Annotated in this window: 25 protein-coding genes; 11 read left to right on the plus strand and 14 right to left on the minus strand. The window is 73.2% G+C overall.

The annotated features are described in order from the left end of the window. Window positions 1-78 precede the first annotated feature (78 nt). Window positions 79-660 (plus strand): GyrI-like domain-containing protein, encoded by a 582-nt coding sequence (locus HL054_RS09770; RefSeq protein ID WP_369138760.1) that lies wholly within the window; start codon window positions 79-81, stop codon window positions 658-660. A 361-nt stretch (window positions 661-1021) separates the two neighbouring features. On the opposite strand, the gene HL054_RS09775 is transcribed toward HL054_RS09770, so the two are convergent. The 4 genes from HL054_RS09775 to HL054_RS09790 all read right to left on the minus strand — a co-directional run bounded on the left by HL054_RS09775 (window position 1022) and on the right by HL054_RS09790 (window position 3948). Further along, on the minus strand, window positions 1022-1384 hold the full coding sequence (locus tag HL054_RS09775) for a hypothetical protein (protein WP_369138761.1): 363 nt from the start codon (window positions 1382-1384) through the stop codon (window positions 1022-1024). Next, window positions 1381-2280 (minus strand): helix-turn-helix transcriptional regulator, encoded by a 900-nt coding sequence (locus HL054_RS09780; RefSeq protein ID WP_369138763.1) that lies wholly within the window; start codon window positions 2278-2280, stop codon window positions 1381-1383. The genes HL054_RS09775 and HL054_RS09780 overlap by 4 nt, the downstream gene beginning before the upstream one ends. A gap of 2 nt (window positions 2281-2282) precedes the next feature. Then, complete coding sequence (locus HL054_RS09785) at window positions 2283-2684, minus strand: nuclear transport factor 2 family protein (protein WP_369138764.1); 402 nt, start codon at window positions 2682-2684, stop codon at window positions 2283-2285. Between the two features lie 505 nt (window positions 2685-3189). After that, window positions 3190-3948, minus strand: a complete 759-nt coding sequence (locus tag HL054_RS09790; protein WP_369138765.1) for an SDR family oxidoreductase — start codon at window positions 3946-3948, stop codon at window positions 3190-3192. 107 nt (window positions 3949-4055) lie between these two features. Here HL054_RS09790 and HL054_RS09795 point away from each other — a divergent pair, with 107 nt between their 5' ends. Further along, window positions 4056-4940 (plus strand): LysR family transcriptional regulator, encoded by an 885-nt coding sequence (locus HL054_RS09795; RefSeq protein WP_369138766.1) that lies wholly within the window; start codon window positions 4056-4058, stop codon window positions 4938-4940. 513 nt (window positions 4941-5453) lie between these two features. Here the strand turns inward: HL054_RS09795 and HL054_RS09800 are convergent. Then, window positions 5454-6272: a GNAT family N-acetyltransferase gene (locus HL054_RS09800; RefSeq protein ID WP_369138767.1), complete on the minus strand. Its 819-nt coding sequence runs from the start codon at window positions 6270-6272 to the stop codon at window positions 5454-5456. A gap of 235 nt (window positions 6273-6507) precedes the next feature. Between HL054_RS09800 and HL054_RS09805 the strand changes: the two genes are divergently transcribed. Further along, the gene (locus tag HL054_RS09805; protein ID WP_369138768.1) at window positions 6508-6888 is read left to right on the plus strand and encodes a hypothetical protein; all 381 of its coding nucleotides are present in this window, start codon (window positions 6508-6510) and stop codon (window positions 6886-6888) included. 490 nt (window positions 6889-7378) lie between these two features. Then, the gene (locus tag HL054_RS09810) at window positions 7379-9115 is read left to right on the plus strand and encodes a DUF429 domain-containing protein (protein ID WP_369138769.1); all 1737 of its coding nucleotides are present in this window, start codon (window positions 7379-7381) and stop codon (window positions 9113-9115) included. A 206-nt stretch (window positions 9116-9321) separates the two neighbouring features. Here HL054_RS09810 and HL054_RS09815 read toward each other — a convergent pair whose 3' ends face one another. Next, window positions 9322-10269 carry an alpha/beta fold hydrolase gene (locus HL054_RS09815; RefSeq protein ID WP_369138770.1) on the minus strand — a complete coding sequence of 316 codons (948 nt, stop codon included), beginning with the start codon at window positions 10267-10269 and terminating at the stop codon, window positions 9322-9324. A gap of 101 nt (window positions 10270-10370) precedes the next feature. On the opposite strand from HL054_RS09815, the gene HL054_RS09820 reads away from it, so the two are divergent. Further along, complete coding sequence (locus HL054_RS09820; protein ID WP_369138771.1) at window positions 10371-10526, plus strand: Zn-dependent oxidoreductase; 156 nt, start codon at window positions 10371-10373, stop codon at window positions 10524-10526. Window positions 10527-11158: 632 nt separating this feature from the next. Here HL054_RS09820 and HL054_RS09825 read toward each other — a convergent pair. Then, window positions 11159-12127 carry a GlxA family transcriptional regulator gene (locus HL054_RS09825; RefSeq protein ID WP_369138772.1) on the minus strand — a complete coding sequence of 323 codons (969 nt, stop codon included), beginning with the start codon at window positions 12125-12127 and terminating at the stop codon, window positions 11159-11161. 227 nt (window positions 12128-12354) lie between these two features. Between HL054_RS09825 and HL054_RS09830 the strand changes: the two genes are divergently transcribed. Beyond that, window positions 12355-13602, plus strand: coding sequence for an alpha/beta fold hydrolase (locus tag HL054_RS09830; RefSeq protein WP_369138773.1), 1248 nt, complete (start codon window positions 12355-12357; stop codon window positions 13600-13602). Next, a complete protein-coding gene (locus HL054_RS09835; RefSeq protein ID WP_369138774.1) occupies window positions 13599-14114 on the plus strand; it encodes a hypothetical protein in 516 nt (171 codons plus the stop codon). Before HL054_RS09830 ends, HL054_RS09835 begins: the two co-directional genes overlap by 4 nt. Window positions 14115-14338: 224 nt before the next feature. Here HL054_RS09835 and HL054_RS09840 read toward each other — a convergent pair whose 3' ends face one another. Further along, a complete protein-coding gene (locus HL054_RS09840; protein ID WP_369138775.1) occupies window positions 14339-14857 on the minus strand; it encodes a hemerythrin domain-containing protein in 519 nt (172 codons plus the stop codon). A gap of 123 nt (window positions 14858-14980) precedes the next feature. On the opposite strand from HL054_RS09840, the gene HL054_RS09845 reads away from it, so the two are divergent. Both HL054_RS09845 and HL054_RS09850 read left to right on the plus strand, forming a co-directional pair. Beyond that, entirely contained in the window at window positions 14981-15136 is a 156-nt protein-coding gene (locus HL054_RS09845) for a Zn-dependent oxidoreductase (protein WP_369138776.1), read from the plus strand. Between the two features lie 467 nt (window positions 15137-15603). Beyond that, window positions 15604-15984, plus strand: a complete 381-nt coding sequence (locus HL054_RS09850) for a GtrA family protein (RefSeq protein WP_369138777.1) — start codon at window positions 15604-15606, stop codon at window positions 15982-15984. Window positions 15985-16559: 575 nt separating this feature from the next. On the opposite strand, the gene HL054_RS09855 is transcribed toward HL054_RS09850, so the two are convergent. Together HL054_RS09855 and HL054_RS09860 are read right to left on the minus strand one after the other, a co-directional pair. After that, window positions 16560-17222 carry a response regulator gene (locus HL054_RS09855; protein WP_369138778.1) on the minus strand — a complete coding sequence of 221 codons (663 nt, stop codon included), beginning with the start codon at window positions 17220-17222 and terminating at the stop codon, window positions 16560-16562. Next, window positions 17219-18397 (minus strand): sensor histidine kinase, encoded by a 1179-nt coding sequence (locus HL054_RS09860; RefSeq protein ID WP_369138779.1) that lies wholly within the window; start codon window positions 18395-18397, stop codon window positions 17219-17221. The genes HL054_RS09855 and HL054_RS09860 overlap by 4 nt, the downstream gene beginning before the upstream one ends. Before the next feature lie 542 nt (window positions 18398-18939). Between HL054_RS09860 and HL054_RS09865 the strand changes: the two genes are divergently transcribed. Together HL054_RS09865 and HL054_RS09870 are read left to right on the plus strand one after the other, a co-directional pair. Continuing rightward, window positions 18940-21141, plus strand: a complete 2202-nt coding sequence (locus tag HL054_RS09865) for an MMPL family transporter (RefSeq protein ID WP_369138781.1) — start codon at window positions 18940-18942, stop codon at window positions 21139-21141. 375 nt (window positions 21142-21516) lie between these two features. Next, entirely contained in the window at window positions 21517-22488 is a 972-nt protein-coding gene (locus HL054_RS09870; protein ID WP_369138783.1) for a quinone oxidoreductase family protein, read from the plus strand. Here the strand turns inward: HL054_RS09870 and HL054_RS09875 are convergent. From HL054_RS09875 to HL054_RS09890, 4 genes are read right to left on the minus strand one after another with little or no spacing between them, the layout of a single operon-like run. Next, window positions 22466-23032 carry a dihydrofolate reductase family protein gene (locus HL054_RS09875; protein WP_369138784.1) on the minus strand — a complete coding sequence of 189 codons (567 nt, stop codon included), beginning with the start codon at window positions 23030-23032 and terminating at the stop codon, window positions 22466-22468. The two genes, HL054_RS09870 and HL054_RS09875, sit on opposite strands and share 23 nt — an antisense overlap. A 16-nt stretch (window positions 23033-23048) precedes the next feature. Next, the gene (locus tag HL054_RS09880) at window positions 23049-24005 is read right to left on the minus strand and encodes a VWA domain-containing protein (protein ID WP_369138785.1); all 957 of its coding nucleotides are present in this window, start codon (window positions 24003-24005) and stop codon (window positions 23049-23051) included. Further along, entirely contained in the window at window positions 24002-24985 is a 984-nt protein-coding gene (locus HL054_RS09885; RefSeq protein WP_369138786.1) for a DUF58 domain-containing protein, read from the minus strand. Before HL054_RS09885 ends, HL054_RS09880 begins: the two co-directional genes overlap by 4 nt. Then, window positions 24982-26355, minus strand: a complete 1374-nt coding sequence (locus tag HL054_RS09890) for an AAA family ATPase (protein ID WP_440347929.1) — start codon at window positions 26353-26355, stop codon at window positions 24982-24984. The genes HL054_RS09885 and HL054_RS09890 overlap by 4 nt, the downstream gene beginning before the upstream one ends. Window positions 26356-26471: the final 116 nt, after the last annotated feature.

Below are 26471 nucleotides of genomic sequence, written 5' to 3' on the forward strand. Positions count from 1 at the left end.
TCGGATCACCTGCCCGGCCCCATCCGGCAGCGGCGCCCCGCACCGATCTCCACCCAGGACACGAGGAACGAGGAAGCCATGTCACCCAACCGCCGCACGCCCCACCTCCACGCCGCCGACGAGCCCGAGGTCGTGCGCACCCCGGCCGTCCACTACGTCTCCATCAGCGGGGCCGGCGCCCCAGGGACCGACGAGTTCTACCGCAAGAAGGCCTCCGTCGCCGAGGTCGCCCGGGTCCTGGACGAGGGCGGCTCCGACCCGGTGGTGGAGATCCAGTACTGGTACCCGGCAGGGTCGACGCCCGTCGAGATAGCCGACTTCTACAGCGTCAACGCCATCCCCTCACTCCAGTACCGGGTGCTGGCGCTCGTCCCTGTCAGCACGACGACGGACGACCTCGCCGCCGCACGTGCTCGCGCGGCGAGCCCTGCCGAGACGGACGAGGTGGAGCTGTTCGCGCTGCCCGAGCAGGACGTCGTGCAGGTGATGCACCACGGGCCGTTCGCCGATGAGTTCGAGACGCTCGCCCGACTCGGCGAGTTCGCCCGGGGTCTCGGGCTGCACCGCAACGGGCCCCACCACGAGCTGCACCTGGATGGCTTCACCCGGGAGACCCCCCAGCACGCCCTCCGCACGATCCTCCGCGACCCCGTGGCGTAGGTCCAGGGCGGGCGGGTGCCGGGACCACGGTCCCGGCACCCGGCCCGCACCTGGTCGGCGAGGCAGCACCACCGTTCTCGGCGCAGCCACGTGCACCCCGTGGCTGCGCCAGCTCGCGGGCAGCGGATTCCACGACTCGACCACCTGCTCAGGACCCGTGGCCGCACCGCACACCACGAACCCGTCCACGGTCCGCCACCTCGTCGACGACGGCGTGCCCCTTCCGCCACGGCGCGTCGCCCCGATCGGCCTCGTCGACACCGCCCGTCTGCTGCCTGCGGGCCCGAACCGGCGCACGTGGACGTGCCTGCCGGCGGCTCCCGGGTCGGGACGGGCCGCTCGTCAGGGGCCCGGCCGGAGGTCAGGACTGAGCGGTGGGTCCGCCGGCCGAGGGGGCGAGGCCGTGCTCGATCCGGTCCATGGTGTCCGCGAACGCAGCGGAGATGTCGATGCCGAGGCGCTCGGCGATGACGATCACCCACCACAGCGACTCGGACAGCTTGTGTGCCAGCTGCGCGTCGACGTCGCCGGCGATCTCCCAGGTCCCGTCGTGGGCCAGCACCAGCCGACCGACGGTGCCGACGTCGTTGCTGAGACCCAGCATGAGCTCCTGGAGCGTCCACACCTGACCGTTGAGCCGACGCTCGATGGCCTCGTACAGCGCTCGGACCTCCATCGCCCGCCGGCGTGCTGACTCCAGGTCGACCTGTTCCGGGTGGTTCACGAGAGCTCCTGTGTCGGTGAGGTGCGGGGAGCACCCGGCTGGCGGAGACCTGGCGAGCCCTCGCGCTGAGTCGCCTCGATCGTGCCGAGGAGGGCCAGGGCGTCCTCGCTGGGACTGCCTGGTGCAGCGCTGGCCACGGTCAACTGCAGTCCCGGGGACTCGCGTACGTCGAACGTCTGGTACGACAGCTCGAGGTCGCCGACGGCGGGATGACGGATGTGCATGTGCACCGTCGTGAGCCCGGCGACCTCGTGGTCGTCCCACATGGCGGCGAACGCCGGGCTGCGGACGTAGAGCCGGCGCACGAGGGCGGCGACCTCGGGGTGGGGCGGCGAGAAGCCCGCAGCGAGGCGTATGCCGCTGACCGCGGCGTGCGCGGCGTCGTCCCAGTGCACGAAGTACGTCCGCGCGGCCGGATCGAGGAACATGTACTGCAGCACGTGGCCGTCGTGGTTGGCGGGAGCGATCAGCCCGGTCGCGACGTCGTTGGCCGCGACCACCCGGAAGGCGGGGTTCACCACGTAGGCCGCGGCCTTCGGGAACGAGTTCATCAGCTGCCGCAGGTGCGGGCTCGGCTGCTCGTCGGTGACCCGGGTCGTCGGGGCGAGCCTCGCCAGGCGGAAGGCGTGGTCCCGAGCGTCAGCGCCCAGCTGCAGCGCACGTGCGACCGCCTCCATGAGCTGCGGGGACGGGGTGCGCTCGCGACCTTGCTCGAGGCGGGCGTAGTAGTCGGAACTCACGCCGGCCAGCACGGCGACCTCTTCGCGCCGCAGGCCGACCACCCGTCGGCTGCCGATGCTGCGCAGCCCGGCGGACTCGGGGGTGAGCCGGGCGCGGTGAGCCCGGAGGAAGTCCCCGAGTTCGTTTCCCCTCCCGCAGGGGTGCGTTCCGGGCATGGTCAACTCCGTTCGGTGTTCACCATCACGAACCGGCTGCAGCGGCCGGACTCCTCGAAGGTCACGGTCCACAGGTTGTCGAAGTCGCCGAGCTCCGCGTACCGCCCGATCCCGGTGATGACGACGTCCCACCCGTCGATCGCGGTGATGGACCACTCGAACTCCCAGCCGCCACTCTGCCAGTCCCACCGGCTGCGCCAGCCCTCGACGATCGCGTCCCGACCGATCCACTGGGTGTCGAAAGGCGATTCGTGGTACTCGGCGTCGTCGGTGAAGAGGACTTCGATGTCACCGGGATCGTTGCTCTTCCAGGCCGTCACGTAGGCCTCGACCCACCGGGTGATCGAAGCGGTCGTCGGGCCCGGGGCGTCCGGAAGGCCCACTTCCGCGGGGGCTGGCGTCATGGACCCGATGCTGCGCGCAGGCGGAGACGCCAGACAGGGTGCAGCGCTCCCAGGCAGTCGGGCCCTGCGTGTGAGCCCGCTCGCGCTCGGGACGATGGCCTTCGCTGACGGAGCCATGACCTCAGCCGCATGCGTGCTGTGCCCGCCGGGGATGGGCGCGTCGGGACGTCGACTACCTGGAGGTCCCCGCCCGGCGCCAGCACCGCGTTGGTCCACGTCCTGGCGATCCCGCACACCCTGGGACGCGGTGTCCTCGTCGCCACCTGCCACGCACCGTCTGCCTGACCGTCTCCACGCGCCGTCGGGGAACGCCCGTTCCTGGACCGCCCTCGACCTCCCCGAGCCCGAGGTGCATCTCCGCAGGTCGGTCGCCGAGTCAGCGGGACCAGAACTCGTGCGCGAGATCAACGGCCCGGATCGACGGACCCGTCACGTTCGTGGGCCGCTCGCGCCAGCCTGCACGGTCCCGCCCGAGGCGGCTCGGGCCCGGTCTGCGCCGTCGAGGTCACGCCAGCACGGATGCGCCGTCGACGGTGAGCACGGATCCGGAAACGAAGGTCTGGGTCATGCAGAACAGGAACGCCGAGGCGATGTCCTCCACCTCACCGACGCGCCCCAGGGGCACCGCGGCCGCGGTCTGCCGGTACAGCTCAGCACGGTCGTCGTCGCTGAGGGACTGCCACAGGGGGCTCCGCGTCACGCCGGGACGGACGACGTTGACCCGGACAGGAGCCAGTTCCAGCGCCAGCGCGCGGGTCAAGGACTCCATGGCGCCGCAGATCGCCGCAGGCACCGCCCAGCCGGGGCCCGGCCGGTCCCCGAAGGTGCCCGTCACCAGGGTGATCGAGCCCGCCGCCGACAGGTGCGGCAGGACGGCGTGCACGGCGGAGAGGGCACCGAAGAAGCGGAGCTCGAAGAACCTGCGGGCCCGTTCGCCGTCCAACTCGGCCAGCGGCATCGGGGCCAGCGGCTCGCCAGCGGTGTAGACGAGGTGGTCGATCCGCCCCGTCGCGCGGGCGACGTCGCTGACCATCTCGGTGACGGCGGCACTGTCGGTGAGGTCGGTCGCCCGGCCGGTGCTGCCGGCGGGAAGGGACCCGAGGGCTTGCCGGACGTTCTCGCCGCGGCTGGAGACGACGGTGACCGTGGCCCCCTCAGCCGTCGCGGCGACGGCGGTGGCCAGTCCGATGCCCGACGTGCCGCCCAGCACGAGGACGTGCTGGCCGGTGAGGGCGCCGTTGGGGTTGGCGTGCGGGTTGGGCATGGTGTGGCCTCTCGGTGGGACGACGTGTTCGCCGTCCACCTTCGGCGCGGGGTGCTGTACCCGTCCAAGACCTGTTCCCACGCCTGTGATGCCCATAGGGTATTACCGTGCGTGCCGACGTAGACCTGCGCAAGCTCCGGTATTTCCTCGCTGTCGCCGAGCACCTGCACTTCGGCCGGGCAGCCGAGCGGCTGCACATCGCCCAGCCGGTCCTCTCCCGCCAGATCCGCGCACTGGAGCAGGAGCTCGGCGTCCAGCTGTTCGTGCGCGACCAGCGCAGCACCGCGCTCACTGCAGCCGGTCGGCAACTGCAGGTGGACTCGGCTCCTCTGCTGTCGGAGGCCGCGGCGCTGCTGCGCCGGGTGACAGCGGCAGCCCACGGGTCTCCGTCCTTCCGTGTCGGGTTCATGCCCGGGCTGATCGTCACCGCTGAGGTCCGCGCGCTGCGCGAGGCCCACCCCGAGCTCGACGTCGAGGTCCTGCGCACCGGGTGGGACGACCAGACCACCGTGGTCCTCGACGGGCGAGCCGACGTCAGCTACGTGCGCCTGCCCGTCGACCAGCGCGGTCTCGCCTTGGAACCATTGCTCGAGGAGCCCCGCGTCGTGGTGACGGCCGCCGACCACCGCCTCGCGGGCAAGGAGTCGGTGAGCATCACCGACCTCGCCGACGAGCACCTGCTGCAGGACCCCGATGCGGTCCCGGAGTGGCGTGACATCGCCAGCGAACTCCGGACCGGCCGCCGCGCTGCGGCGCCACCGGCCTCGACCGTGGAGGAGAAGCTGGAGCACGTCGCCACCGGCCGGGGGGTCGCTGTGCTGCCCCTGTCGACGGCGACCTTCTACACCCGGCCCGACGTGGCGCACAGCCCCATCACCGACATCGCACCGAACCGGGTCTGCCTGGCCTGGGCGGCTGCCAGCCGCAGCCCCCTGGTCCGCGAGTACGTGGCGCTCGCCCAGCAGCTGCGCCATTCGCCCCACCGGAACTGAAGTCGGCGTCGCCCTGGCACACGCGCGCACGACTGGGCGGACACGGTGACTGCGGAGCCCGGCGTCCTCATCGGACCCTGGTCGTCGACCGTCTGACGCGCAGCCGGTCGTCGTCCTCGAGGACGACTACGACGTTCGTCGGCATGGTCCGAGACCGTCACCCCGTGGCTGCCGCGAGCTCGACCGCGACCCAGCGTCGGACCACGTGCGCGCGCCGTCGCTGTGCGGCGCTCGCCGGCTCGGCGGTCGTCAGCCCTGACGGCCGATGTGACCAGCGAGGGACCCGCCGCAGGCCGCACCGCGAGGCGACCCCGCGGCGGGCGGGGCCCAGAGCCGGTCCGACGACCATGGCGGCGACCCCTCAGCGCCCCTTCCGGACGGTCCATCGGCGCCGGAGCGTTGTTGTTCGCGCTTCCGACGATCGCCGTCACCGGCGCCTCCCCACCGACGCGGGCGAGCACGAGTGACCCCCGGCGGGCGGCGTCGCCACGTCCTCCACGATGGGAGCCGGAGTCACGGCGCCTCGGGCACGCCCCGCCGGTGGACGGTGGAGCGGCCCAGAGCAGGAGTCGGCGCGCGGATCGGGCTCGGCGAGCGGATCTGCAGGCCCGGCACCTCGGTGAACCCCAGCCGGCGGTACACCCGGGCCGCGCGCTCGTCGTCGGGCTGCAGGTGCGCCAGTGCGGCACCAGCGGTGAACGCCCGCGCCAGCAGCCACGAGGAGATGGCGGCCCCGATGCCGCGGCGCCGTGCCGCGGGGAGGACGGCAACCCCGGCCAGCAGCGCGGCGGGACCGGCGCGCTCCGCGGAGTGGACGGCGTACGCGGTGGCAACCGGTTCCCCTCGCCAGGTCGCGAGCGCCACCGCGGCGACCGCACCGCGCTCGGAGGCCGCCAGCAGCCCGGCCAGCCATGCGCGCGCAGGCGCCTCGCTCCCACCGAACGCTGCGAGGTCCACGCCGACGACGGCGTCGGCGTCGGCCTCCCCCGCGATGCGCAGCTCGACGTCGGCGGGCAGCGGCGCGGGACGGAAGCTTGCGGGCTCCAGCCCCATCAGCCGCTGTGTGATCACCAGCTGGCCGGCGTCCCACCTGCGGGCCGCGGGCACCCGCCAGGCCCACGGCACGTCGTGGTCGGCGAACCAGCGGGCGACGGCGGCCTCGTCGACCAGGCGTGCGTCGGTGAGGTCGGCGCCGTTGTGCTGCGGGTGCGGCAGCCCGCTGGCGGCCAGCCGGGCGCCCGGCAGTTCGGCGGTCGCGCCGCCCGGCCGCAGCCGGGCCTGCGCGGCCCAGGCGTCGGCCTGGGCGTGCAGGACGCGGGTCGCGAGGTTCACACGCCGAGGGTGCAGCAGCCGCGCCGGGGGGCGCGACCCCTTTCCGGCGGTGACGGCGCCCGGCGAGACCCGCGCGCGGCGGGTCACCAGCCTCGAGGGTGGTCGAGGGGGTGGGCGTCGCCACCGGCGTGGCTGGTGGTCGGCAGCGCTTCCCGGTTCGTCGCCGACGACCGGCGGGCCCTGGCGCCGTGGTCGGCGCTGGCAGCAGCACCTCACGGCCGTGGACCGAGGACGCATGCACACGGTCATCGGGCCGCGGCGGAAGATCACCGTCGTCTGGTCGCTGCGGCTGTTCACCCGCCGGCGCAACGCACTCACCCACGAGCGCCTGAGCCGCCCGAAGGTGCAGGCGGGGGTCCGAGGCATCAGCCCGCCGCGCCTCCGGACACCGACGACACCGACGACGCCGGCGCGCCGACGGCGTGCGGGCTCTCCCATCGCAGCGAACCAGCTTCGCTGCATGCGGGCCGTGCAGTTCACCCGCTTCGGTGTCCCCGAGGTCACGGACGTAGTCGACCTGCCCGACCCGGTGCCCGGGGACGGCGAGCAGCTCTTCGACATCTCCTCGTCCGGGGTCGAACCTGCGGATGCACACCACCGGCTGTCTCGTCACTGACCTGAACGACCCCCGTGTGCGCGATGCAGCCGCGCGCATCCGCCATCGGCGGACGCGGCCCCTTCCGCCTCCCGAGACACGATCCGGCGCCACGGGGGCATCGGGCGGCGGCGGCATGGCCCGCTGTTCCGAACACCCAGGGCCGGCACGCGGCAGGTGCGCATCCGCGTCGCTGCGACGACGTGCAGGTCGGCGATGCGGTCATCGGCTCCCTCGCGATCATCGGCCTGATCACGCCTTGCAGGCGCTCGTCGACCAAGCAGGTGACGGCCCGCGGACGGGCGTCCGGCGGAGCAACGCCTGCGGCGCGTCGGTGTCGTGACGGTTCCGCGCAGCTGGTCCGTGTCCTCGCGTTCATCCACCCGGAGGACAGGCCGGCCAGTGGAACGGCGCTCGCCCGAGCGACTTCGGGCAGACCGTCACACGCACACGCGGGGCGGATCCGGCGGGACGAGCCCCGACGAGGTGCGGGGCAGGGCAAGCTGACCCCGTGCGGCACATCGGGATCGACCTCGCCTGGGGGCTCAAGCAACCCACCGGCCTCGCCGTGCTGGACGACGCCGGTCGGCTGGTGCACGTCAGCGCGGTGCGCACCGACGAGCAGATCGAGACCGCGCTGGCCCCGTTCACCGCCGGCCCGTGCATCGTGGCGATCGACGCCCCACTGGTGGTCACCAACGCGACCGGGAACCGGGCCGCCGAGCGGGCGCTCAACGCCGACTTCGCGAGGTTCCAGGCTGGGGCGCACCCGACGAACACCGGCAAACCCGAGTTCACCGATGGTGACACCCGTGGAGGGCGGATCGGCCGGCGCCTGGGGCTGGATCTCGACCCCCGCTCGTGCCGCGACCGCCGGGCGATCGAGGTCTACCCGCACGCGGCGACGGTGGCGCTGTTCCGGCTGGGCCGCACGCTGAAGTACAAGAACAAGCCGGGCCGGGCGCTCGAGCAGATGCGCGCGGAGCTGCTGCTGCTCGTCGACCTGCTGGGCGCGGTGGTCGAGCTCGACCTCGGTGCACCGTTCGCCGCGCTGCGCCAGCAGGTGCAGGCCGCCACCCGCAAGAGTGAGCTGCGGGTGGCGGAGGACCAGGTCGACGCCGTGGTGTGCGCCTACGTGGGATGGATCGCCGTCCGGCGCCCGGACGAGGTGACCACCTACGGCGACGCGGCCCGCGGCGCCATCGTGACCCCGACCCTGCCACCGGACCTGCAGCCCGGCCCCCGGGTCGCCGCACCCCCGCCCGACCCGGTGCAGCAGGCCATCCAGGCGTACGCCGACGGCCGGCCCGAGACCCTGGTCGCCGGGGCGCAGGCACTCGCGCTGGTCACCGGGCTGCTCGACGACGCCGGGATCAACTACCTGTCGGTGACCGGGCGGACGAAGACCATCGCCTCGTTCGCAGAGAAGGCGGCCCGCACGGTCGACGGCGTGCCGGCCTACCCAGACCCGGCGCGGGAGATCACCGACCAGATCGGCGTGCGGGTGATCACCTACGTGCAGAGCGACGTGGCGGCGGTCGCCGAGCTGCTGGCCGCGCAGGTGCGGGTGATCGACGACCGCGACATGGGTCGGCGGACCGCGCAGCAGGGCCGGTTCGGTTACTCCAGCCGGCACCTGCTGATCGGCCTGGACCCGGGGCGGGCGGCCGAGCTGCCGGAGTTGGTCGGGCGCGTGGTGCAGGTGCAGGTGCGCACGGTGCTGCAGCACGCGTGGGCTGAGTTCGAGCACGACATCCGCTACAAGGGCACGGTGCCGGACGAGCACGCCTCCGAGTTCGACCGCCGGTTCACCCTGGCCGCCGGGTTGCTGGAGCTGGCCGACCACGAGTTCACCGCGATCCGTGCGCGCCTCCGGGCACCAGTTCCCGGCGACGAGGCCGAGGACACCGACCCCGACGACCCTCGGATCGCGCCCCGGGAACTGGCTGCGTTCCTGGCTGGGCAGTACGCCGACGCCGGCTGGTCGCGCCCGGACCACTACACCTGGATCTCCGGCCTGCTGCTCGAACTGGGCGTGACCAGCCTGGTGGAGCTGGGCGAGGTGCTGCGCGGCGCCGACGACAGCGGCATCCCCGCCCGGATGGACTACCGCTATCCCCCGGGTGCCGTGCGCCGGCTGGACGACACGCTGCTGGCCGGCTTCGGGCAGCGGTACGTGGACCTGCACGGCAACGCCGACCGGCGGACCGCGCTGACCACCCGGCTGCAGCGGCTCGCCGGCGGCTGACCCGCGGCCCGGCAGCCGCCCGCGCCAGCGAACGGCGACCGGCGGGGCCTGGCCGAGTCGACGTCCGGGCGTGAGCAGGTCATGGCCCCACCCCCATGCGCCAGTCCAGATCACCGAGTTCGGTGGCCCCGAGGTCCTGACCGTCGTCGACGTCCCCGAGCCGAGGGGCCCCGGCCGGACCCTGCACGACGTCTCCACCGCCGGCATCAACCACGCCGACACCCACCACCTCCTGTCGTCGAATCGACCTGGACCCGCCCTTCTCCTGGCTGGTACGCGCGCTCCAGCAGGGAGGCCAGGATCCGGCCGGCCTGGGTCCACAGAAGGGCGCCACCAGCGCCGTCCACGACGTGCCGACGTGCCGTCAGGATACGCGCCTCGAGTGCCGCCCCGAGGTCTGGTGAGTGCACCGGGCTGGTGTCCTCGGTCCCGTACCAGAGGTCGACCGGAACCCCGATCTGCGACGCCTCGAAGGGCCAGCGGCTCATCGACAGCACCGTGTCGGTCGCATAGCCGTCCGCACCCTGCGCGAACGCTTCCTCCAGCGCGCGCCGGTAGGCCGCGGCGAAGGCGGTGTCGCGGTACACGAGCCGGTCCGCCGCGCCGCTCATGGCGGTCACCATCTCCTCCATGGTCTGCGGTCCCATGCCGGTGAACGAGGCGGTCGCTGCTGCAGGGTCCGTGACGCAGAGCTCCACCAGACGCTGCACGTCGGGGACGAGCTGCGCACGCACCGACGGATCGGCGAGCTCGTCGGTCCCTGAGACGAGGGCGACCGCGCTCACCACGCCGGCCGCGGCGCAAGCCAGAGCGAACGGAGCGCCCTGCGAGAACCCCACCGCGGCCGGACCTTCGAGCCTGCGGTCGCGTACGAGCGCGGCGACGTCGACGGCCCAGTCGTCCAGGTCGCGGCCGGGGCAGGGATCGGAGGCACCGAGGCCCGGACGGTCGGCCGACACCAGGCGGACGCCGAGGTCCTCGAGAACGTCGGCTCCGAAGCCCAGCCAGCGGCTCGTAGCTGCACCTGGGCAGAGGAGGACCGGCGTGCCCTCGGGCGGCCCCCACTCGCTCCAGCCGAGCCGGCGGCCGTCGGGCAACAGGGTCGTGCCGAGGCGGCCGGGAGGCGTCACCCCCGGCGACGGGATCCACTCCATGCCCTCAGGTTAAGCGGGCGCGGTCGCCCAGCGGCATGCCCCGCCCGCGCTGACCTGGCGGTGACATCCGCCGCCGAAGAGCAGGTCTTAGCCTCTCAGTCATGCGTGCTGTCCAGATCACCGAGTTCGGTGGACCCGAGGTACTCGACGTCGTCGACCTGCCCGACCCCACCCCCGGGGACGGTGAGCAGCTGTTCGAGGTGTCCACCGCGGGCATCAACTACGCCGACACCCACCACCGCGAGTCGTCCAACTGATCTGAGCATCGAGCGGCCCCGAAGGCGCGCGCGGGAAGGGGCGGTCTACGGCCACTGCCCCGCGTGCCCGGCTCGTGCCGAACCGACCACCGGGTCGGAAGAGCGGTACGCCCGTGTTACCGGCGTGCGGGACCTCGTCGTCGGCCCGTTCGCCCACCGGCCTCGTGGCCCACCTCGCCGTTCCGCTGCTCCTGCTCGCCGTCGGGCTCGATCGGCTGCGGGTCCGGGCCCGGACTCGGACAGGAGTCGCGGCCCCGTCCCGGTGAGGGCATGGCGAGCCGACCACGGCGTCATCCATCTCCCCGCCGCATGTCCACCGGTCAGGCACCCGTCCGATCGCGACCTGCCTGCATGGCGGGCCTGCCCCATCCGACCGGGTGAGAGGGCAGTACACCGACGACCACGCTGATCACCGGCGCCACCGGCGCCACCGGCGCCACCGGCAAGCCTCGACCCTCGCTCGTCCGCCCGCGGCCGGGACACGACGTCCGAGCGCGGGACCAGGACGACAGCTCTACGAGGTGAGCTGTGCAGGAGCTGACTCTGCCGACACCCTCTGACACGTCCGGAGCTGGGATGCTGGGCGACGCCACGGGTCCGACTGCGCAGCCGACGAGGACCGGCTGAGAGAGCTACTCCGCCGCGAGATGCCCGAAGTGGCGTCGGTGGTCCCCTGGGGTGGTCTTCAGCCGGCGACGGAACGCGCGGTTCATCGTCTCCGGCGCCCCGAACCCGCAGGTGCGCGAGATGTGGTCGATGGCGTGGCTGGTCGTCTCGAGGAGCCGGCAGGCTGCCTCCAACCGCAGCTCCTCCACGTGCTCGCTGGGTGTCACGTCGACCTCGGCCTTGAACACCCGGCTGAACTGCCGCTCGGACAGGTGGACGCGCCGTGCCAACGTGGGCACCGACAGGTCGTCGGTGAGGTGGTCGGGCAACCACGCCAGCAGGTCCCGCACCGGCTCGCTCTCCGCTGCCTGGGCGGCCAGCATCGTGGAGAACTGCGCCTGCCCACCGGACCGCCGCAGGTAGACCACCAGGTGCCGCGCGACCGCCGCCGCCGCCCGGGCGCCGTGGTCCTCGGCGACCATCGCCAGCGCCAGATCGATGCCGGCGGTCACACCCGCGGAGGTCCAGACGTCGCCGTCGCGCACGTAGATCGCGTCGTCGTCGACCGACACCTGCGGGTACTCGGTGGCCAGTTGCTGGCACTCCGCCCAGTGCGTGGTGGCCCGCCGGCCGTCGAGCAGTCCGCCGGCGGCCAGGATGAAGGCGCCGGAGCAGACGGAGGTGGTCCGCCGGGCGCTGCCGGCCAGCCGCCGGACGTGGCCCAGCAGTTCCTCGTCCGCGCAGGCCCCGTCCATGTCCCGGCCGCCAGCGACCACGAGCGTGTCCACCGGCTCGGCGACGTCGCGCAGGGCGGTCGTGCCGAACGAGAGCCCCGAGCTCGCCAGCACCTGCCCACCCGTACTGCTCACCACCTGCGTCCGGTACGCCGCTCCCGGCACCAGGCGGCTGGCACTGGAGAACACCTCCAGCGGGCCGGTCACGTCCAGGATCTGCGCCGACGGGAAGGTCACCACCGCGACTTCGAGACCGGCCACGGTGACACGCTACGCGGCAGCATGGCCGGATTCGTCAACTCTTCGTCCTGGCGCCGCCGACACCCGCGGCCCACTGTCGGACCGTGCCCGCGACCGCTGCCCTGCCCGCGACGACGAGATCCGACCGCGATGCGGTCCGGAGCGACGGCGGTCGGACCTGCGGCCGTCGCCTGACCTGGGTGGTGGCCGGCTCGGTGCTGCTCGGCCCGCTCGCCGCCGCCCTGCTCGTGCTCGGCGTCGTCCCAGGCGCGCCCGAGCACGTGCTGATCGGGTGCGGACTGCTCGGGCTGGCGCTGGGGTGGGCGGCGCTCGCCCTGGCGTCCTCGGCGCTGACCGACCGACCGCAGCGCTGGGCCGCGGCGCCTGCTGCGGCGCTGGGCGCCGTCGGAGCGGCCCTGCTGCTCCTCGCGCCCGGCGACCGGGCGCTTTCCGCGGCCGGCTGGGTGTGGCCGCCCTTCCTCCTGGCTCTCACGGCGTGGACCACCGCTCGTGCGGCGCGCTCGCTGCAGCTCCGGGTCTCGTTCTGGCTGCTCTGCCCCGCCCTCGTGCTGCTGATGCTCGCCTCGCTCGGCGGCGGCGCGGCGACCGTGCGGACGGCGCTCGCCGATGATCCGCCGTCGATGCCCGGGGAACTGGTCGACGTCGGGGACCACCGGCTGCACCTGTCGTGCACCGGCTCCGGCAGCCCGACCGTCGTGTTGCTGGGCGGGATGGGTGAGACCTCCGCCGCCTGGGGACTCGTGCAGCCCGCCGTCGCCGGTACGACGCGGGTCTGCTCCTACGACCGCGCCGGTCAGGCGTGGAGCGACAGCGCTCCGGGGGCGAAGGACGGCGTGCAGGTGGCCGATGACCTGCACGCCTTGTTGCGCCGAGCGGGCGAGCCCGGCCCCTACGTGCTCGCCGGGCACTCGGTGGGCGGTCCCTACGCGATGGTCTACGCCGCGGAGCACCACGACGACGTCGCCGGCCTGGTCCTGCTGGACTCCGCGAGCCCCTTCCAGTTCACCTTGCTGCCCGACTATCCCGGCGCCTACTCGTTCATGCGGCGGGCCGCCGCACTCCTGCCGGTCCTGCAGCGCCTCGGTGCCGGTCCGCTGCTGGCCTCCGATGTCCCGGCGGATCTGCTGCCCGCTCCCAGGTCGCAGGTGCGAGCGTTCGACTCGAGCTCGCGCGAACTGCGCGGCCTGCGAGAGGAAGTGGCGGCCTACCCCGCGCTCTTCGAGCAGGCACAGGCCCTGACCGGGATCGGCAGCACCCCGCTCGTCGTCGTCACCGCGACCGACGGAGACCGGCAGGCTGGCTGGGCGTCCGCTCAGGCCGAACTGGCCGGGCTCTCCCCCACCAGCAGCCACCGGCTCGTGCCGGCGACCCACACGTCACTGCTGCTGGATGCCGCCGATTCCGACCACAGCGTCGCCGCCATCGAGGACGTGGTGCAGGCGGCGAGGAGCAGCTCATCGGTGTCGGGACCGTGACCGGAGCCGCCCGACCGACACACGCACCGGAGGCCTCGCTGACCGCCGTGGTCGCGCACGGACACCGGCCGGCAGCCGGACCGCGACGGGCAGCCGTCCTGGCTCGCCTGACACGTGCGCCGGCGCTGTGGGGCGTGGTCTTCGGGTGCCTGCAGGCGGCGTCGCCGTTGGGCTTCCCCTGGCTGACCCCCTCCGCCGTCCACGCGTTGGGCCTCACGCTCATCGCGGCCGTGTACGTGGGGTTCAGCGTCGCGGACGGGCGGCGCACGGTCATCGTCGTGGAGACCGGTGTCGCTTCCGTCTTCATCGTCATCGCCGCGGTCGCGGTGACCGGACCGGTTTGGCTGATCGTCGGCGGCCTGGCCGGCCATGGCCTCAAGGACCTCTGGCAGCACCGAACTGGCTTCGTGGCCAACACCCGGTGGTGGCCGTCGTTCTGCGCCGTCGTCGATCTCGTCGCTGCCACTGCCATCGCGCTGATGACGATGACCCACCACGGCTTCCCGCTGTGAGGGCCTACCGGCGACGAGCCGAGCGTCGTCCCCTGGCGTGCCCTGCACTCGTGCTGCGCAGATCACCCGCTCAGGCAGCCCCGTCAGGACGTCGTCGACCTGGCCGACCCGGTCCCCGCCGACGGCGCGGTCCGCTGCGACATCTCCTCCGCCGGCGTGGACCACGCCGACACCCGCCACCGGCGATCCGGGAGCACCAGCCGCCCGGGGACGCGCGGCTGGTGCTAGAGGGACGGGTCGCCCTCCGGCACCTCGGTCGCGACCACCTCAGCCACCTCGGCGTCCTCGCCGGACAGCCCGTCCGCCCGTTCGTGCTCGTCGTGGAACGCCAACCAGCGCATCCCGAGGGCCTCGCGCTGCTCGTCGTCGACGGCCTCCTTGAACGGGGGGAAGAAGTCCGTCTCCTCCTCGCTCATGTGGTCGGCGTTGACCTGCCGCGCGGTGCGCACCGCCTCCCACCAGTCCTCGCTGCCCACCTCGTGCTCCTCGACCGCGGCCGCCGCGTGCCGGATCTCGTTGTGGTCGTGCACGCCCTCCGCCGTCTCCTGCTCGCCGTCCGCCTCCTGGGCGAGCAGCGGGTAGAAGAGCTGCTCCTCGGCGACGGCGTGCACCTCCAGCCTGGCGTGCAGTGCCTCCCACGCGCCGGCGAGCTCCTGGCCGGACAGGTCCTCGAGCGCTGAGAACTCCCGCCGGAAGATCTCGTGCTCCGCCAGGACGAGGGCTGTGATCTCGAAGTCGGACATGCGAACCGCCTACCCGTGCCGAGGGCGACCTAGGCGGACGGGGCAGGCTCGGGCGCCGGGACGGCCCGTCCGGGCAGTGAGGCCGTTGGTCGGGTCGGCGCAGCGCGGCTCTAGCCTCCGTTCATGCGTGCCGTGCAGATCACCCGCTTCGGCGGCCCCGAGGTCATGGACGTCGTCGACCTGCCCGACCCCGTCCCCACCGAGGGCCAGACCCTCTACGACATCTCCTCGTGCGGGGTGAACTACGCCGACACCCACCACCGCCTGTCGGGCAACTGAACTGACACGGCCGTGGGTTGCGGAACGTAGGGCCCCGCCCTCAGCGACGCGGACATCGGCCCTGCCGGGCGGGTCACACACTGGCAGCGGCGGTACGCGGTGGGTGGACGCGTTGTTCCCCGGACTGGCCGGTGCCGTCTCCCTGTGCGCCCGCGGGCTGCGCACGAGGACATGGCTGCGGTGCCCAGCCGATCGCTCCGGGATCTGGTCGGCCCGTTCCTCCACTGACTCTCCGACTACCGCGGACGCAGTAGACGAGACCACCGCGGCAGGATGACGACGACCCGCTGACCAGGCACGACCCTCGTGGAGTGAAGGACTGGGGCCCACCGGCCGGAGATGCGGCTGGCCTGACCATGCCGACGAGTGCCGCGCGGCCCCCAGGCGAGCAGCGCGCCACTGCTGCGCAGACCCTCGCTCGGTCGAGGAGCGACCTCCTGCGCGCCGAGTTCCCGCGGTTCGTAGCGGTGGGCCTGGTCTCCAGCGCTGTCTACGGCGTGATCTTCATGCTGTTGAGCTCCTTCACCGACGCGCCACACCTGGTGGTCAACGTGGTGGCCACCGCGGACTCCGCCGTCCTGGGCAACGAGCTGCACCGTCGCTTCACCTTCCGCGCCGGCACCCCGGCGTCCGTGGCACGTGGCCAAGCCGCCGGCCTGGGCATGGCCGCTGTCGGCCTGGTCCTGAGCAGCCTGGCGTTGACCGGTTGGCAGTGGGTTGCCCCGGATGCCAGGGACGTGAGCTCCTTGTTGGTCGCGTACGGGACCAACGGTCTCGTCGGTCTCGCCAACTTCGCGACCCAGCACACGGTGCTGCGCCCGCGTGCACGACCCAGCGGCGGTCGATGAGGAGAGGGGGCAAGGACACCGGGCTGGCCCGATGACCGCACCTCGCCGACCTGCGGAACCCGATCTGCTCGTGTGACCAGTGCACGGCGCCCGAGCCCTGCTGGCCCTCCGTGCCGTCATCCACCCCGAGCCGGGCAGCGACGGGGGTGATCGGCAGCCCCGACTCCTGCGCGGCGCAGCAGCCGGATCCCGTCCGCCGAGACGACGTCCGACGGGTTCGAACGACGGAGTCTGAGCGCAAGCTCCCCACGGGGTGACCGGGAGATCTGACTGGGCCCAGGGGTCGTGTCAGCCCTCGCCGCCAGCTCGACCAGCAGCCATCACCCGTACCGCTCGTGCGGAGCGGAACAGCCGACATGTCGTCCGGACCCGCCACCGACGCCGTCCGGCCGACGGACCCGGACTCCACCGCGCCTCTGGACGACGACCTCGGCGCAGACCCCGGCCAGCCGAGCAAGCGCCCGTTTCGCGTGGAGCGGACGGACACCATCGCGACACACGGGACCACAGCACCCGGCGCCGTCAGCACCCGAGCTGAGTGGAGGTGCCGCAGCCGTCATGGCCGCGCACCGGCCTCAGGTCGCCTGGAGACCGGCGCGGACGGCCATGGCGACCAGCTGGCCGCGGTCCCGGGCACCGACCTTGGTCATGGCCCGGTTGGCGTGGGTCTTGACCGTGAACGGGGAGAGGAAGAACCGCTCGGCGATCTCGGCGTTGTCCAGACCGGAGACGATCGCGGTGACGACCTCCCGCTCCCGTGGTGTCAGCTCAGCGAATCGGGCGGTCAGCACCGGGTCCAGGTCCACCGCCCGCTGCTGCACGACGTGGTCCACCACCGCACTGACCGCGGTGGGCGACAGCGCTCGACTGCCGGCGGCGACCGCCAGGATCGCGTCGGTGAGCTCGGTGGGTCCCGCGCCCTTGCTGAGGAAGCCGTCGGCGCCGGCGCGCAACGCACGCAGCACGTTCTCGTCCTGGTCGAACGTGGTGAGGACGAGGATCCGCAGCTGCTGCGGGGGGTGGGTGAGCCGGATGCGGCGGGTGGCCTCCACGCCGTCGATGCCGGGCATCCGGATGTCCATGAGGACGACGTCGGGCCGGACCTCGTCCACCTGCCGGAGGACGGCCAGCCCGTCCCCGGCCTCGGCCACCACCTCCAGGTCCTGGTGGGTGCCGATGATCGAGCGCAGCCCGGCCCGGATCATCTCCTGGTCGTCGACCACCATCACGCGGATCACCGCAGGACCTCCTCGACGACGGGCAGCGCCGCTCGGACCCGGAACGTACCGCGGTCGTTGGTCACCTCGAGTCGGCCGCCTGCGGCGGCAGCCCGCTCCCTCATGCCGATGAGGCCGTGGCCGATCCGGTCGGGATCCGAGGCCGGCGATGCGACCGCGTTGACCGCCTCGACGGTCACCGCCGGTCCGGCCACCTCGACGGCCAACCGCACCTGTCCGCGGCCGTACCGCTGGGCGTTGGTCAGCGCCTCCTGGGTGATCCGGTAGGCCGCTGCGCTGGTCTGCGGGGGGAGCTCGCGGGACAGGTCCCCGATGCAGGCGTCCACGTCCATGCCGGCGGCGCGGACCTTGTCCACCAGATCGGGGATGTCGTGGTGGCTGGCGACCGGGCCCGGAGGGACGCCGCCCGGGCCGGTGTGCAGCACGCTCAGGATCTCCTGGGTCTCCGCCAGCAGCGACTTCACGCTGCCGCGCGCCGCCACCAGGTGCTCCCGGGCGGGAGCGGCGGTGGCCGGCAGGTGCACCTCGGCGGCGCCCAGGTGCATGCTCACCACGGCGATCTCGTGTCCCAGGGTGTCGTGCAGGTCGTGGGCGATGCGCAACCGCTCCTCGGCGACGCTGCGCTGGACAGCGGCGTCCCGCCCGGCGACCGCCTCATGGGTGCGTTCCTGCAACGCGGCCCAGTACTGCTGCTGACCGCGGATCGCGCTGCCGGCAGCAGCTGCAGCGAACGCGGTCGTACCGGCGATCCAGGCGATCGGGTCGTCGAAACCGAAGCTGCCCGCCGCCAGGCCCATGGCCAGGAAGTCGGCTGCACCGATCACCACTGCGCACCACACCCCGGACAACCCGCGCAGACACAGCAGGAAGGCCCCGAACATGGACACCTGCCAGGCCACGATCGGCTCGACACCGGCCACGGCGGCGACCAACGGTCCGGCTGCCAGGAGGCCCAGCCCCAGGACCGGGCGGCGATAGCCCAGGACGACCCCGGCTGCGCTCACCACCAGCGTGAGCAACGCACCCACCGCCCGGTCGCTGAAGGGCGACGTCGCCACACCCGCAGCCAGGCTGGCGGCGATGACGATCGGGGTGGTCTTCTCCAGCAGCCGGGGCCTGCGCATCCACAGCGGCGGGGCGGGCAGCTCCGGCAGCTGGGCGGGGAACCTGCTCACCGGCTCATCCTCACACCAGCCCGCTGGCTCGTGCCGGGGTTCGCGCCGTCCTGCACCCGACCGAGCTGGGTGTGCATCTCGCGTCCGCTCCTCTTCCATCTCAGCCCAGGAGCGTCAGCCGACGAGTCACCGGGCCCCCAGGACCCGGTCATGACGACCGGCCTCCCCGCCATGCGCGCCGGGCGAGCCGGTCGGTGCCAGACCGTGCTGGCCGCCCACCGGACCTGCTGCTGCGCACATCGTCCAGCCTGGACGACGATCCGTCGTCATCCGCACGCACCGGGTCCACCTACTGCGCTCGCAGTACGACACCGCGCCAACGGCACACGCCCACTCCTGCAGGCCTTCCCTCGGTCCGTCCACGGGCACGGCTGCGCGGGCGGGCAGGGCGGCGGGCCGACCAGCTGGTCGGCCACCGCGAGAGCCACGGGCGAGGCGTACTGCGGACGCAGTAGGAGAAGTCGATCTGCTCAGACGATCCCCTCGCAGCGAGGCGGCGGAAACCTGGGGTCCGATCTGCTCCCCTCCCCGAGAAGGACCTCATGTCTACGTTCTTGTCCCGCCTGGGACGTCTCAGCGCCCGGTTCCGGTGGTTGGTGGTCGGCGCCTGGATCGCAGTCCTCGCCGCGCTCATCGGCGTCCTGGCGGTGGGGAGCAGTGGCGACTCCGCAGGCGAGGCTGAGGTCTCGGTCCCCGAGTCGCAGGCGTCGCTGGCGCTGGAGCGGCTGAACGCGGAGTTCCCGTCGGAGACCGACGCCGCCGGCGCGAGCCTTCAGCTGGTGTTCCACCCCGACGACGGCGCCGTCACCGACCCGTCGGTGGCGCAGGAGATCGCCGCGGTCCGCACCCAGGCCGAGAGCCTGCCGGGCGTGCAGTCGGTGAGTGATCCGCTGGACCCGGCGAGCCCCTACCTGGCTGCCGACGGCACGCTCGCCGTCGCGACGATCACCTACGGTGAGCTGACCGAGGACGAGCAGGTCGAGTTCTACGACGCCGCACTCGCGCTGCAGGAGAACGCACCCCCGGCGCTGGGGACCGAGCTCGGTGGCAACCTGATCCCACTCGGCGCTCCCGAGCAGGGACCCGGTGAGGCTGTCGGGGTGATCGTGGCCTTCCTCGTACTGGCCTTGACCTTCGGCTCCCTGGTCACAGCCGGGGTGAACCTGCTGATCGCTGTCATCGGGGTCGGCGTCGGGCTCGTCGGCGTCCTGGCCTACGGCTCGTTGACCCCGATCGACGGCAACAGCATCGTCCTCACCGCGATGCTCGGCCTCGCCGTCGGCATCGACTACAGCCTCTTCATCCTCTTCCGGTTCCGGAACGAACTCCGCGCCGGGCGGACCGTCGATGACGCCATCGCCCGCGCCTCCGGTACGGCCGGGACCGCCGTCGTCTTCGCCGGCCTCACCGTGATCGTCGCCCTCGTCGCCTTCATGGTGGCCGACCTCAGCTTCATCACGCAGATGGGTGTCGCCGGCGCCTTCGGCGTCCTCGTGGCGGTCCTCCTGGCACTCACGCTGCTGCCGGCCATGATGCGGTTCCTCGGGATGCGCGCCCTGTCCAGGAAGCACCGGCAGGCCCTCGCCCGCGGCGAGCTGTTCGACGAGGAGCAGACCCAGCAGCGCGGGATCACGAGCCGTTGGGGCGGCTTCGTCGTCCAGCGGCCGGTCATCTCGCTGATCGGCGGGGTGCTGGTCCTGGTCGTGGTGGCCGTGCCGCTGCTGAGCATGAAGACGGCGTTCAGCGTGCCCGGCGGTGCGGACCCCACCTCGACCGAGCGCACGGCCTACGACCTCGTCGTCGAGGAGTTCGGTGGCGTGCAGAGCCCGCTGATCGTCCTCGCCGAGGGCGACCAGGCCGCCACCCAGGCCGCCGCCGTGCAGGCCCAGCTCAGCGGCTACACCGGCGTGCGGAGCGTGGCGCCGGCGCAGATCAGCGCTGACGGTGACACCGCTCGCCTCATCGTGATCCCGTCCGGCGGGCCGATCGACGACTCCACCGAGGACCTGGTGCACCAGATCCGCGACAACGCCGACAGCGTGTCCGGTGTGCACTTGGAGGTCACCGGCGAGACCGCGATCGGGATCGACCAGGACGAGCAGCTCAGGTCCGCGCTGATCAAGTACGTGATCGTGATCGTCTTCATCTCGATCGTGCTGCTGATCGTGCTCTTCCGGTCCCTGCTGATCCCGGTGGTCGCAACGCTGGGGTTCCTGCTCTCGGTCGGTGCGTCCTTCGGCGCCAGCGTGGCCGTGTTCCAGTGGGGTTGGCTCGACCCGCTCATCGCCGCCCCGCAGGGCGACCCGATGCTCAGCCTGCTCCCGCTCCTGCTGGTCGGCGTCCTGTTCGGCTTGGCCATGGACTACCAGGTGTTCCTGGTCTCGCGGATCCAGGAGATGTACCGCAAGGGCATGGACCCGAGGACCGCGATCCGGGAGGGCTTCGGACGGTCCGCCCCGGTGCTGGTCGCCGCCGCATCGATCATGGTCGTGGTCTTCGCCGGGTTCGCCACCAGCTCCTTCGCGGTCGGCGCCTCCATCGCCTTCGGGCTGATGGTCGGCGTGGCCGCTGACGCGTTCATCGTCCGGATGGTGCTGATGCCGGCCCTGCTGTCCCTGCTCGGCCGGTCCGCGTGGTGGATGCCCCGCTGGCTGGACAAGGTCGTCCCCGACGTCGACGTCGAGGGCCACTCCCTGGACCGCCACGAGCACGAGGCACCCAAGCAGCCGGCAATGGCCAGCTGACCGCAATTCCGCGACGACGGGGCCGCTACCGACCAGTTAGCGGCCCCGTCGTCGAGGCGGTCCGGCGTTCGTCCCACAGCGCTGTACATCGCCTTCGCCGGCATGCGACCCGACCCGGATGGTCTTGCTCGATGCGCCTCCGCGCCGACCGACCGTCCCCGCCGCCGCGCCTGGCCATCGGGTCGCGACCGTGAGCTCAGGTCTGTGCTCCTGGCTGGTCCTGGCCTCACTGGCACGCGTGCACTGCTCGGGCTCCCAGCCCTGGGGCTGTGGCCGGTGACTCAGCCGCTCGGCACAGCCGCCGCCCGCTCCCCCGGCTCCTCACCGTCTGGAGCACGGCCGACCGCCGGGTACAAAGGCCATAGCCTCACCGTCATGCGTGCTGTGCAGATCACCCGCTTCGGCGGCCCCGAGGTCATGGACGTCGTCGACCTGCCCGACCCGGTCCCCGGGGACGGCGAGCAACTCTTCGACATCTCGAGCTCGGGCGTCAATTTTGCGGATACACACCAGACCGAGGACACCTACCTGGCCAACCAGACGCTGCCGCTGGTCCCGGGTGCGGAGTTCGTCGGCACCGCCGCCGGCGGCGGTACGCGGGTGGTCGGGCTGGTCGGCGGGGGCGGGTACGCGCAGCGGGTCGCCACCGACCCGCGGCTGACCTGGGCGGTGCCGGACGCCGTCACCGACGAGCAGGCGCTCGCCGTCGTCCTGCAGGGCGCCACCGCCTGGCACCTGCTGAGGACCTCCGCCCACCTGGCGCCCGGCGAGTCCGTCGTCGTCATCGCCGGCGCCGGCGGGGTCGGCTCGCTCGCCGTCCAGCTGGCGAAGCGGTGGGGCGCCGGTCGGGTCATCGCCACCGCCTCCAGCCCGGAGAAGCGCGCGCTCGCCGAGTCCCTCGGCGCCGACGCCACGGTCGACCCGGCGCTGGCCGACGACGACCCGAAGACCTTCACCGCCGCCCTGCGCGAGGCCAACGGCGGCCGCCGCGTCGACGTCGTCCTGGAGATGACCGGCGGCGGCGTCCTGGACGGGTCGCTGTCCGCGCTGGCCCCCTTCGGCCGGCTCGTCGCCTACGGCATGGCCGGCCGGGAGGCCCCGCGCCCGGTGGGCGTCCCCTCGCTGATGGGCACCAGCCGCGCCGTCATCGGCTTCTGGCTGGCGCACTGCATGACCCGTCCGGAGATGATGGACGCCGCCATGGCCGACCTGCTGCCGATGGTCGCCGACGGCACCTTGAAGCCGGTCTCCGGTGGCCGCTACCCGCTGACCGCCGTCCGGGAGGCCCACCAGGACCTGCTGGCGCGGCGCACCAGCGGCAAGCTCACCCTCGACCCGGCCCGCTGACCCGCCGGTAGCGCTCGTAGACCACGCGCGAGCCGAACGTCCGGCTCTCGACCAGGTCCAGCTCGACCTGGTCGGTCACCGGCGGCAGGTACGGCGTCCCGCCCCCGACGACCACCGGGTAGCGGAACACCCGGAACTCGTCGACGAGGCCGAGGCCGATCGCGGTGGAGGCCAGGCCGGGGCCGCCGATCTCGACGTCCCGGTCGGTCCCGTCCAGGACCGCCGCGACCTCCTCGGCCACCGGTCCCGTGGCGAGCCGGGCGTTGCCCTGCACGCTGTCGAGCGTGCGGCTGAACACGACCTTCGGCAGCGCGGTCCAGACGTCGGCGAACGCGGCCCGGGCCCCGTCCACCCGCATCGCCGGGTCGGTCTCCCACGGCAGCATCGCCTCGTAGAGCCGGCGGCCCAGCAGGTAGCCGCCGAGGCTGCCCACCCGGGACAGGTGGAAGCCGAAGAGCTCGTCGTCGGGGGGTGACCAGGAGAAGTCGCCGTCCCGGTCGGCGACGTAGCCGTCGACCGAGACGCCCATCGCGTACAGCAGCATGGCGGCGAGCCTGGCCTCAGAGCAGGCGGTTCGTCCAGAGCAGGGACGCCGCGACGCCGAGGAAGGCGAACAGCAGCCCACCGCGGACGAACCACGGGCTGATGTCCTGCGGCTCGGTGGTGTACCCGATCTGGCTGCCCAGGTCCTCGTACACCTCCTCCAGCTCCTGCGCGCTGGCCGCCTCGCTGTAGTCGCCGCCGGTGTCGTCGGCGATCTCCTCCAGCGTGGCGCGGTCGACCGGCACCGGCACCTGCTCGCCGTTGAGGTCCAGCGTCCCGTAGTCGGTGCCGAAGGCGATCGTGGACACCGGCACCTGCGCGGCGTTGGCGGCGTCCACCGCCTGGGTCGCCTCCCGCCCGACGGTGCTGTAGCCGTCGGACAGCAGCACGATCCGGGCCGGCGGCAGCTCCTCACCACCGGCGTCCAGGCTGGACTGGAAGTTGGTGATCGCGGTGAGCGAGGTGAACACCGCATCGCCGATCGCGGTCGCCTCCGCCAGCTCCAGGTTGTCGATCGCGGTGGTCACCTGGTCCCGGTCGGTGGTCGGGGTGACCAGCGTGGTCGCCGTCCCGGCGAAGCTGACCAGGCCCAGGTTGATCCGGGCCGGCAGCACCTCGACGAACTCCTTGGCCGCCTGCTGCATCGCCTGGAACCGGTCGGGCTCGATGTCGGTGGCGCGCATCGACAGCGACACGTCGACGGCCATGACCACCGTGGCCCGCTCCCGCGGCACCCGCACCTCGGTGCTCGGCTGGGCCAGCGACACCACCAGCACGCCCAGGCCCAGGGTGACCAGGCCGAAGGCCACGTGCCGCCGCCAGCCGGCGCGCTTGGGCACCAGCGAGCCGAGCAGCGCCACGTTGGTGAACCGCGCGGCGTACCGCGCCCGGCGCAGCTGCAGCACCACGTACAGCCCGAGCAGGGCGAGCACGGCCAGCAGGGCGACCAGCCACACCGGCGACTGGAAGGTCATCGGGACGCTCCCCCGCTGCCGGCCCGCCGGCGCTCGGCCACGAAGCGGACGACGTCGGCCAGCCAGTCGCGGTCGGTCTGCAGCCGCAGGTGGCCCGCGCCGCACCGGCGCAGCGCCGCGGCGACCTCCCGCCGCTGCGCGGCCGCCCCCTCGGCGAACCGGCGGCGCACCTCGGCGTTGCCGGTGGGCACCTCCAGCGTCTGGCCGCTCTCCGGGTCGACCACGGTCAGCAGCCCGACGTCGGCGAGCTCCAGCTCCCGCGGGTCGACCACCTCGATGGCCAGCAGCTCGTGCCGCGCGGACAGCCCACGCAGCGGGCGCTCCCAGTCGGCGTCGCCGAGGAAGTCCGAGACCACCACGACCAGCCCGCGGCGGCGGGGCGGACGGCGCAGCGACTCCAGCGCCGTCGCCAGGTCACCGCGGCGGCCGCTGGCGGCGCGCGGCGTCGCGACCACCGAGCGGAGCAGCCGGTCCGCCGCCATCCGCCCGGGCACCGCCGGGTAGCGGTCGACCCGCTCGCCGGTGGTGACGACGGCGCCCAGCCGGTTGCCCCCGCGGACGGTGAGGTGGCTGACGGCGGCCAGCCCGGCGATCGCCAGGTCGCGCTTCTCGCAGTTGGCGGTGCCGAAGTCCAGGCTGGCGGACAGGTCCAGGACGGCCCAGGTCTCCAGCTCGCGGTCGGCGATCGTCTCCCGGACGTGCGGCACCTGGGTGCGCGCGGTGACCGGCCAGTCCATCCGCCGGACGTCGTCCCCGGGGTGGTAGGTGCGCGAGTCGCCCGCCTCGCTGCCCGAACCCGGCACCAGACCCAGGTGGTCGCCCTGCAGCAGCCCGTCGAGCCGCCGGCGGACCGTCAGCTCCAGCCGGCGCAGCAGCACCTCGGCGTTGCTGCCCGAGCCGAAGTGCGGTGGGGCGCCGTCGTCCGGGATCGTGCCGACCGGCGGGCCCTCGGCCGGCTGCGCCTCCGACGGGCCGGTCACACCGGCCGCGGGCCGTCGGGGCGGTCGTCCGCGGACGCCGCCGTGGACCCGGTGCCGGGTTGGCCGTTCGGGCCGGCCGGCCGGCCGGGCTGCTGACCGGCCTGCTGGCCCGGCTGCTGACCCTGGGGCTGGGCGTAGGGGTTGTACTGCTGCTGCCCGTAGGCCTGCGGCTGACCGAACTGCTGCAGTGCGCCCTGCGGCTGCCCCTGCGGCGGGCCGAACTGCCCGGGCTGGCCGAAGCCACCCGGCTGCCCGCCCTGCGGGGCACCGTTCGGCGGGCCCTGCGGGGCGCCGTAGCCGCCGAAGCCGGGCACCGACGGGCCACCGGGGGTGCCCGGGCCGTAGCCGTTGGACCGCTGCCGGGGGGTGACCTGCGGCAGCGGCACGCTCTGCACCACCCGCTTGACCACGTGGTCGGCCGGCACGCCGTCGGCGAGCGCGTCGTAGGAGAGCACCAGGCGGTGCCGGAGCACGTCGCCGGTGACGTCGAGGACGTCCTGCGGCAGCACGTAGTCGCGGCCGCGGATCAGCGCCAGCGCCCGGCTCGCCGCGATCAGCCCGAGCGAGGCACGCGGGCTGGCGCCGTAGGAGACCCAGTTCGCGACGTCGGGCATGCCGTGCTCCCGCGGCGCCCGGGTGGCGACGACCAGCCGGACGACGTAGTCGACCAGCGCGTGGTGCACGAACACCTCCGACGCGGTGCGCTGCAGCCGCCGGACGTCGTCCGGGCCGAGCACCGTCTCCGCCGACGGCGGGTTGGAGCCCATCCGGTAGATGATCTCCCGCTCCTCCTCCGGCGTCGGGTAGTCGACGAGCACCTTGAGCAGGAAGCGGTCGCGCTGCGCCTCGGGCAGCGGGTAGACGCCCTCGTTCTCGATCGGGTTCTGGGTGGCCAGCACCAGGAACGGGTCGGGCAGCTTGTGGGTGACCCCGCCGATGGAGACCTGGCGCTCGGCCATGACCTCGAGCAGCGCCGACTGCACCTTGGCCGGCGCGCGGTTGATTTCGTCGGCGAGCACGAAGTTCGCGAAGACCGGGCCGAGCTCGGTGTCGAAGGCGTCCTGGCCGGACTTGTAGATGCGGGTGCCGAGGATGTCGGCGGGCACCAGGTCGGGGGTGAACTGCAACCGGGCGAACTGCCCGCCGACGACGCGGGCGAGGGTCTCGACAGCCAGGGTCTTGGCCACGCCCGGCACGCCCTCCAGGAGCACGTGGCCGCGGGCGAGCAGACCGACGAGCATCCGCTCGACGAGCCGGTCCTGGCCCACGATGACCCGCTTGATCTCGAACAGCGCGCGCTCCAGGCGCTGCGCGTCGACCGAGGGCGGGGTGGGGCGATCGGAGACGGGTGGGCTGCTGGCAGCGGTCACGTCGCCAGTCTCCTACACCTGGCTGTGCGGGCCACCGGGCCACGCGGCCGGGGGCCGTCCCCCGATCGTGCGCGGCCCTGCCCACGGGGGTCCGCGGCTGCTAGCCTCGTCGGTGC

It is taken from the genome of Modestobacter versicolor, assembly GCF_041028285.1.
Taxonomy (GTDB): Bacteria; Actinomycetota; Actinomycetes; order Mycobacteriales; family Geodermatophilaceae; genus Modestobacter; species Modestobacter versicolor_A.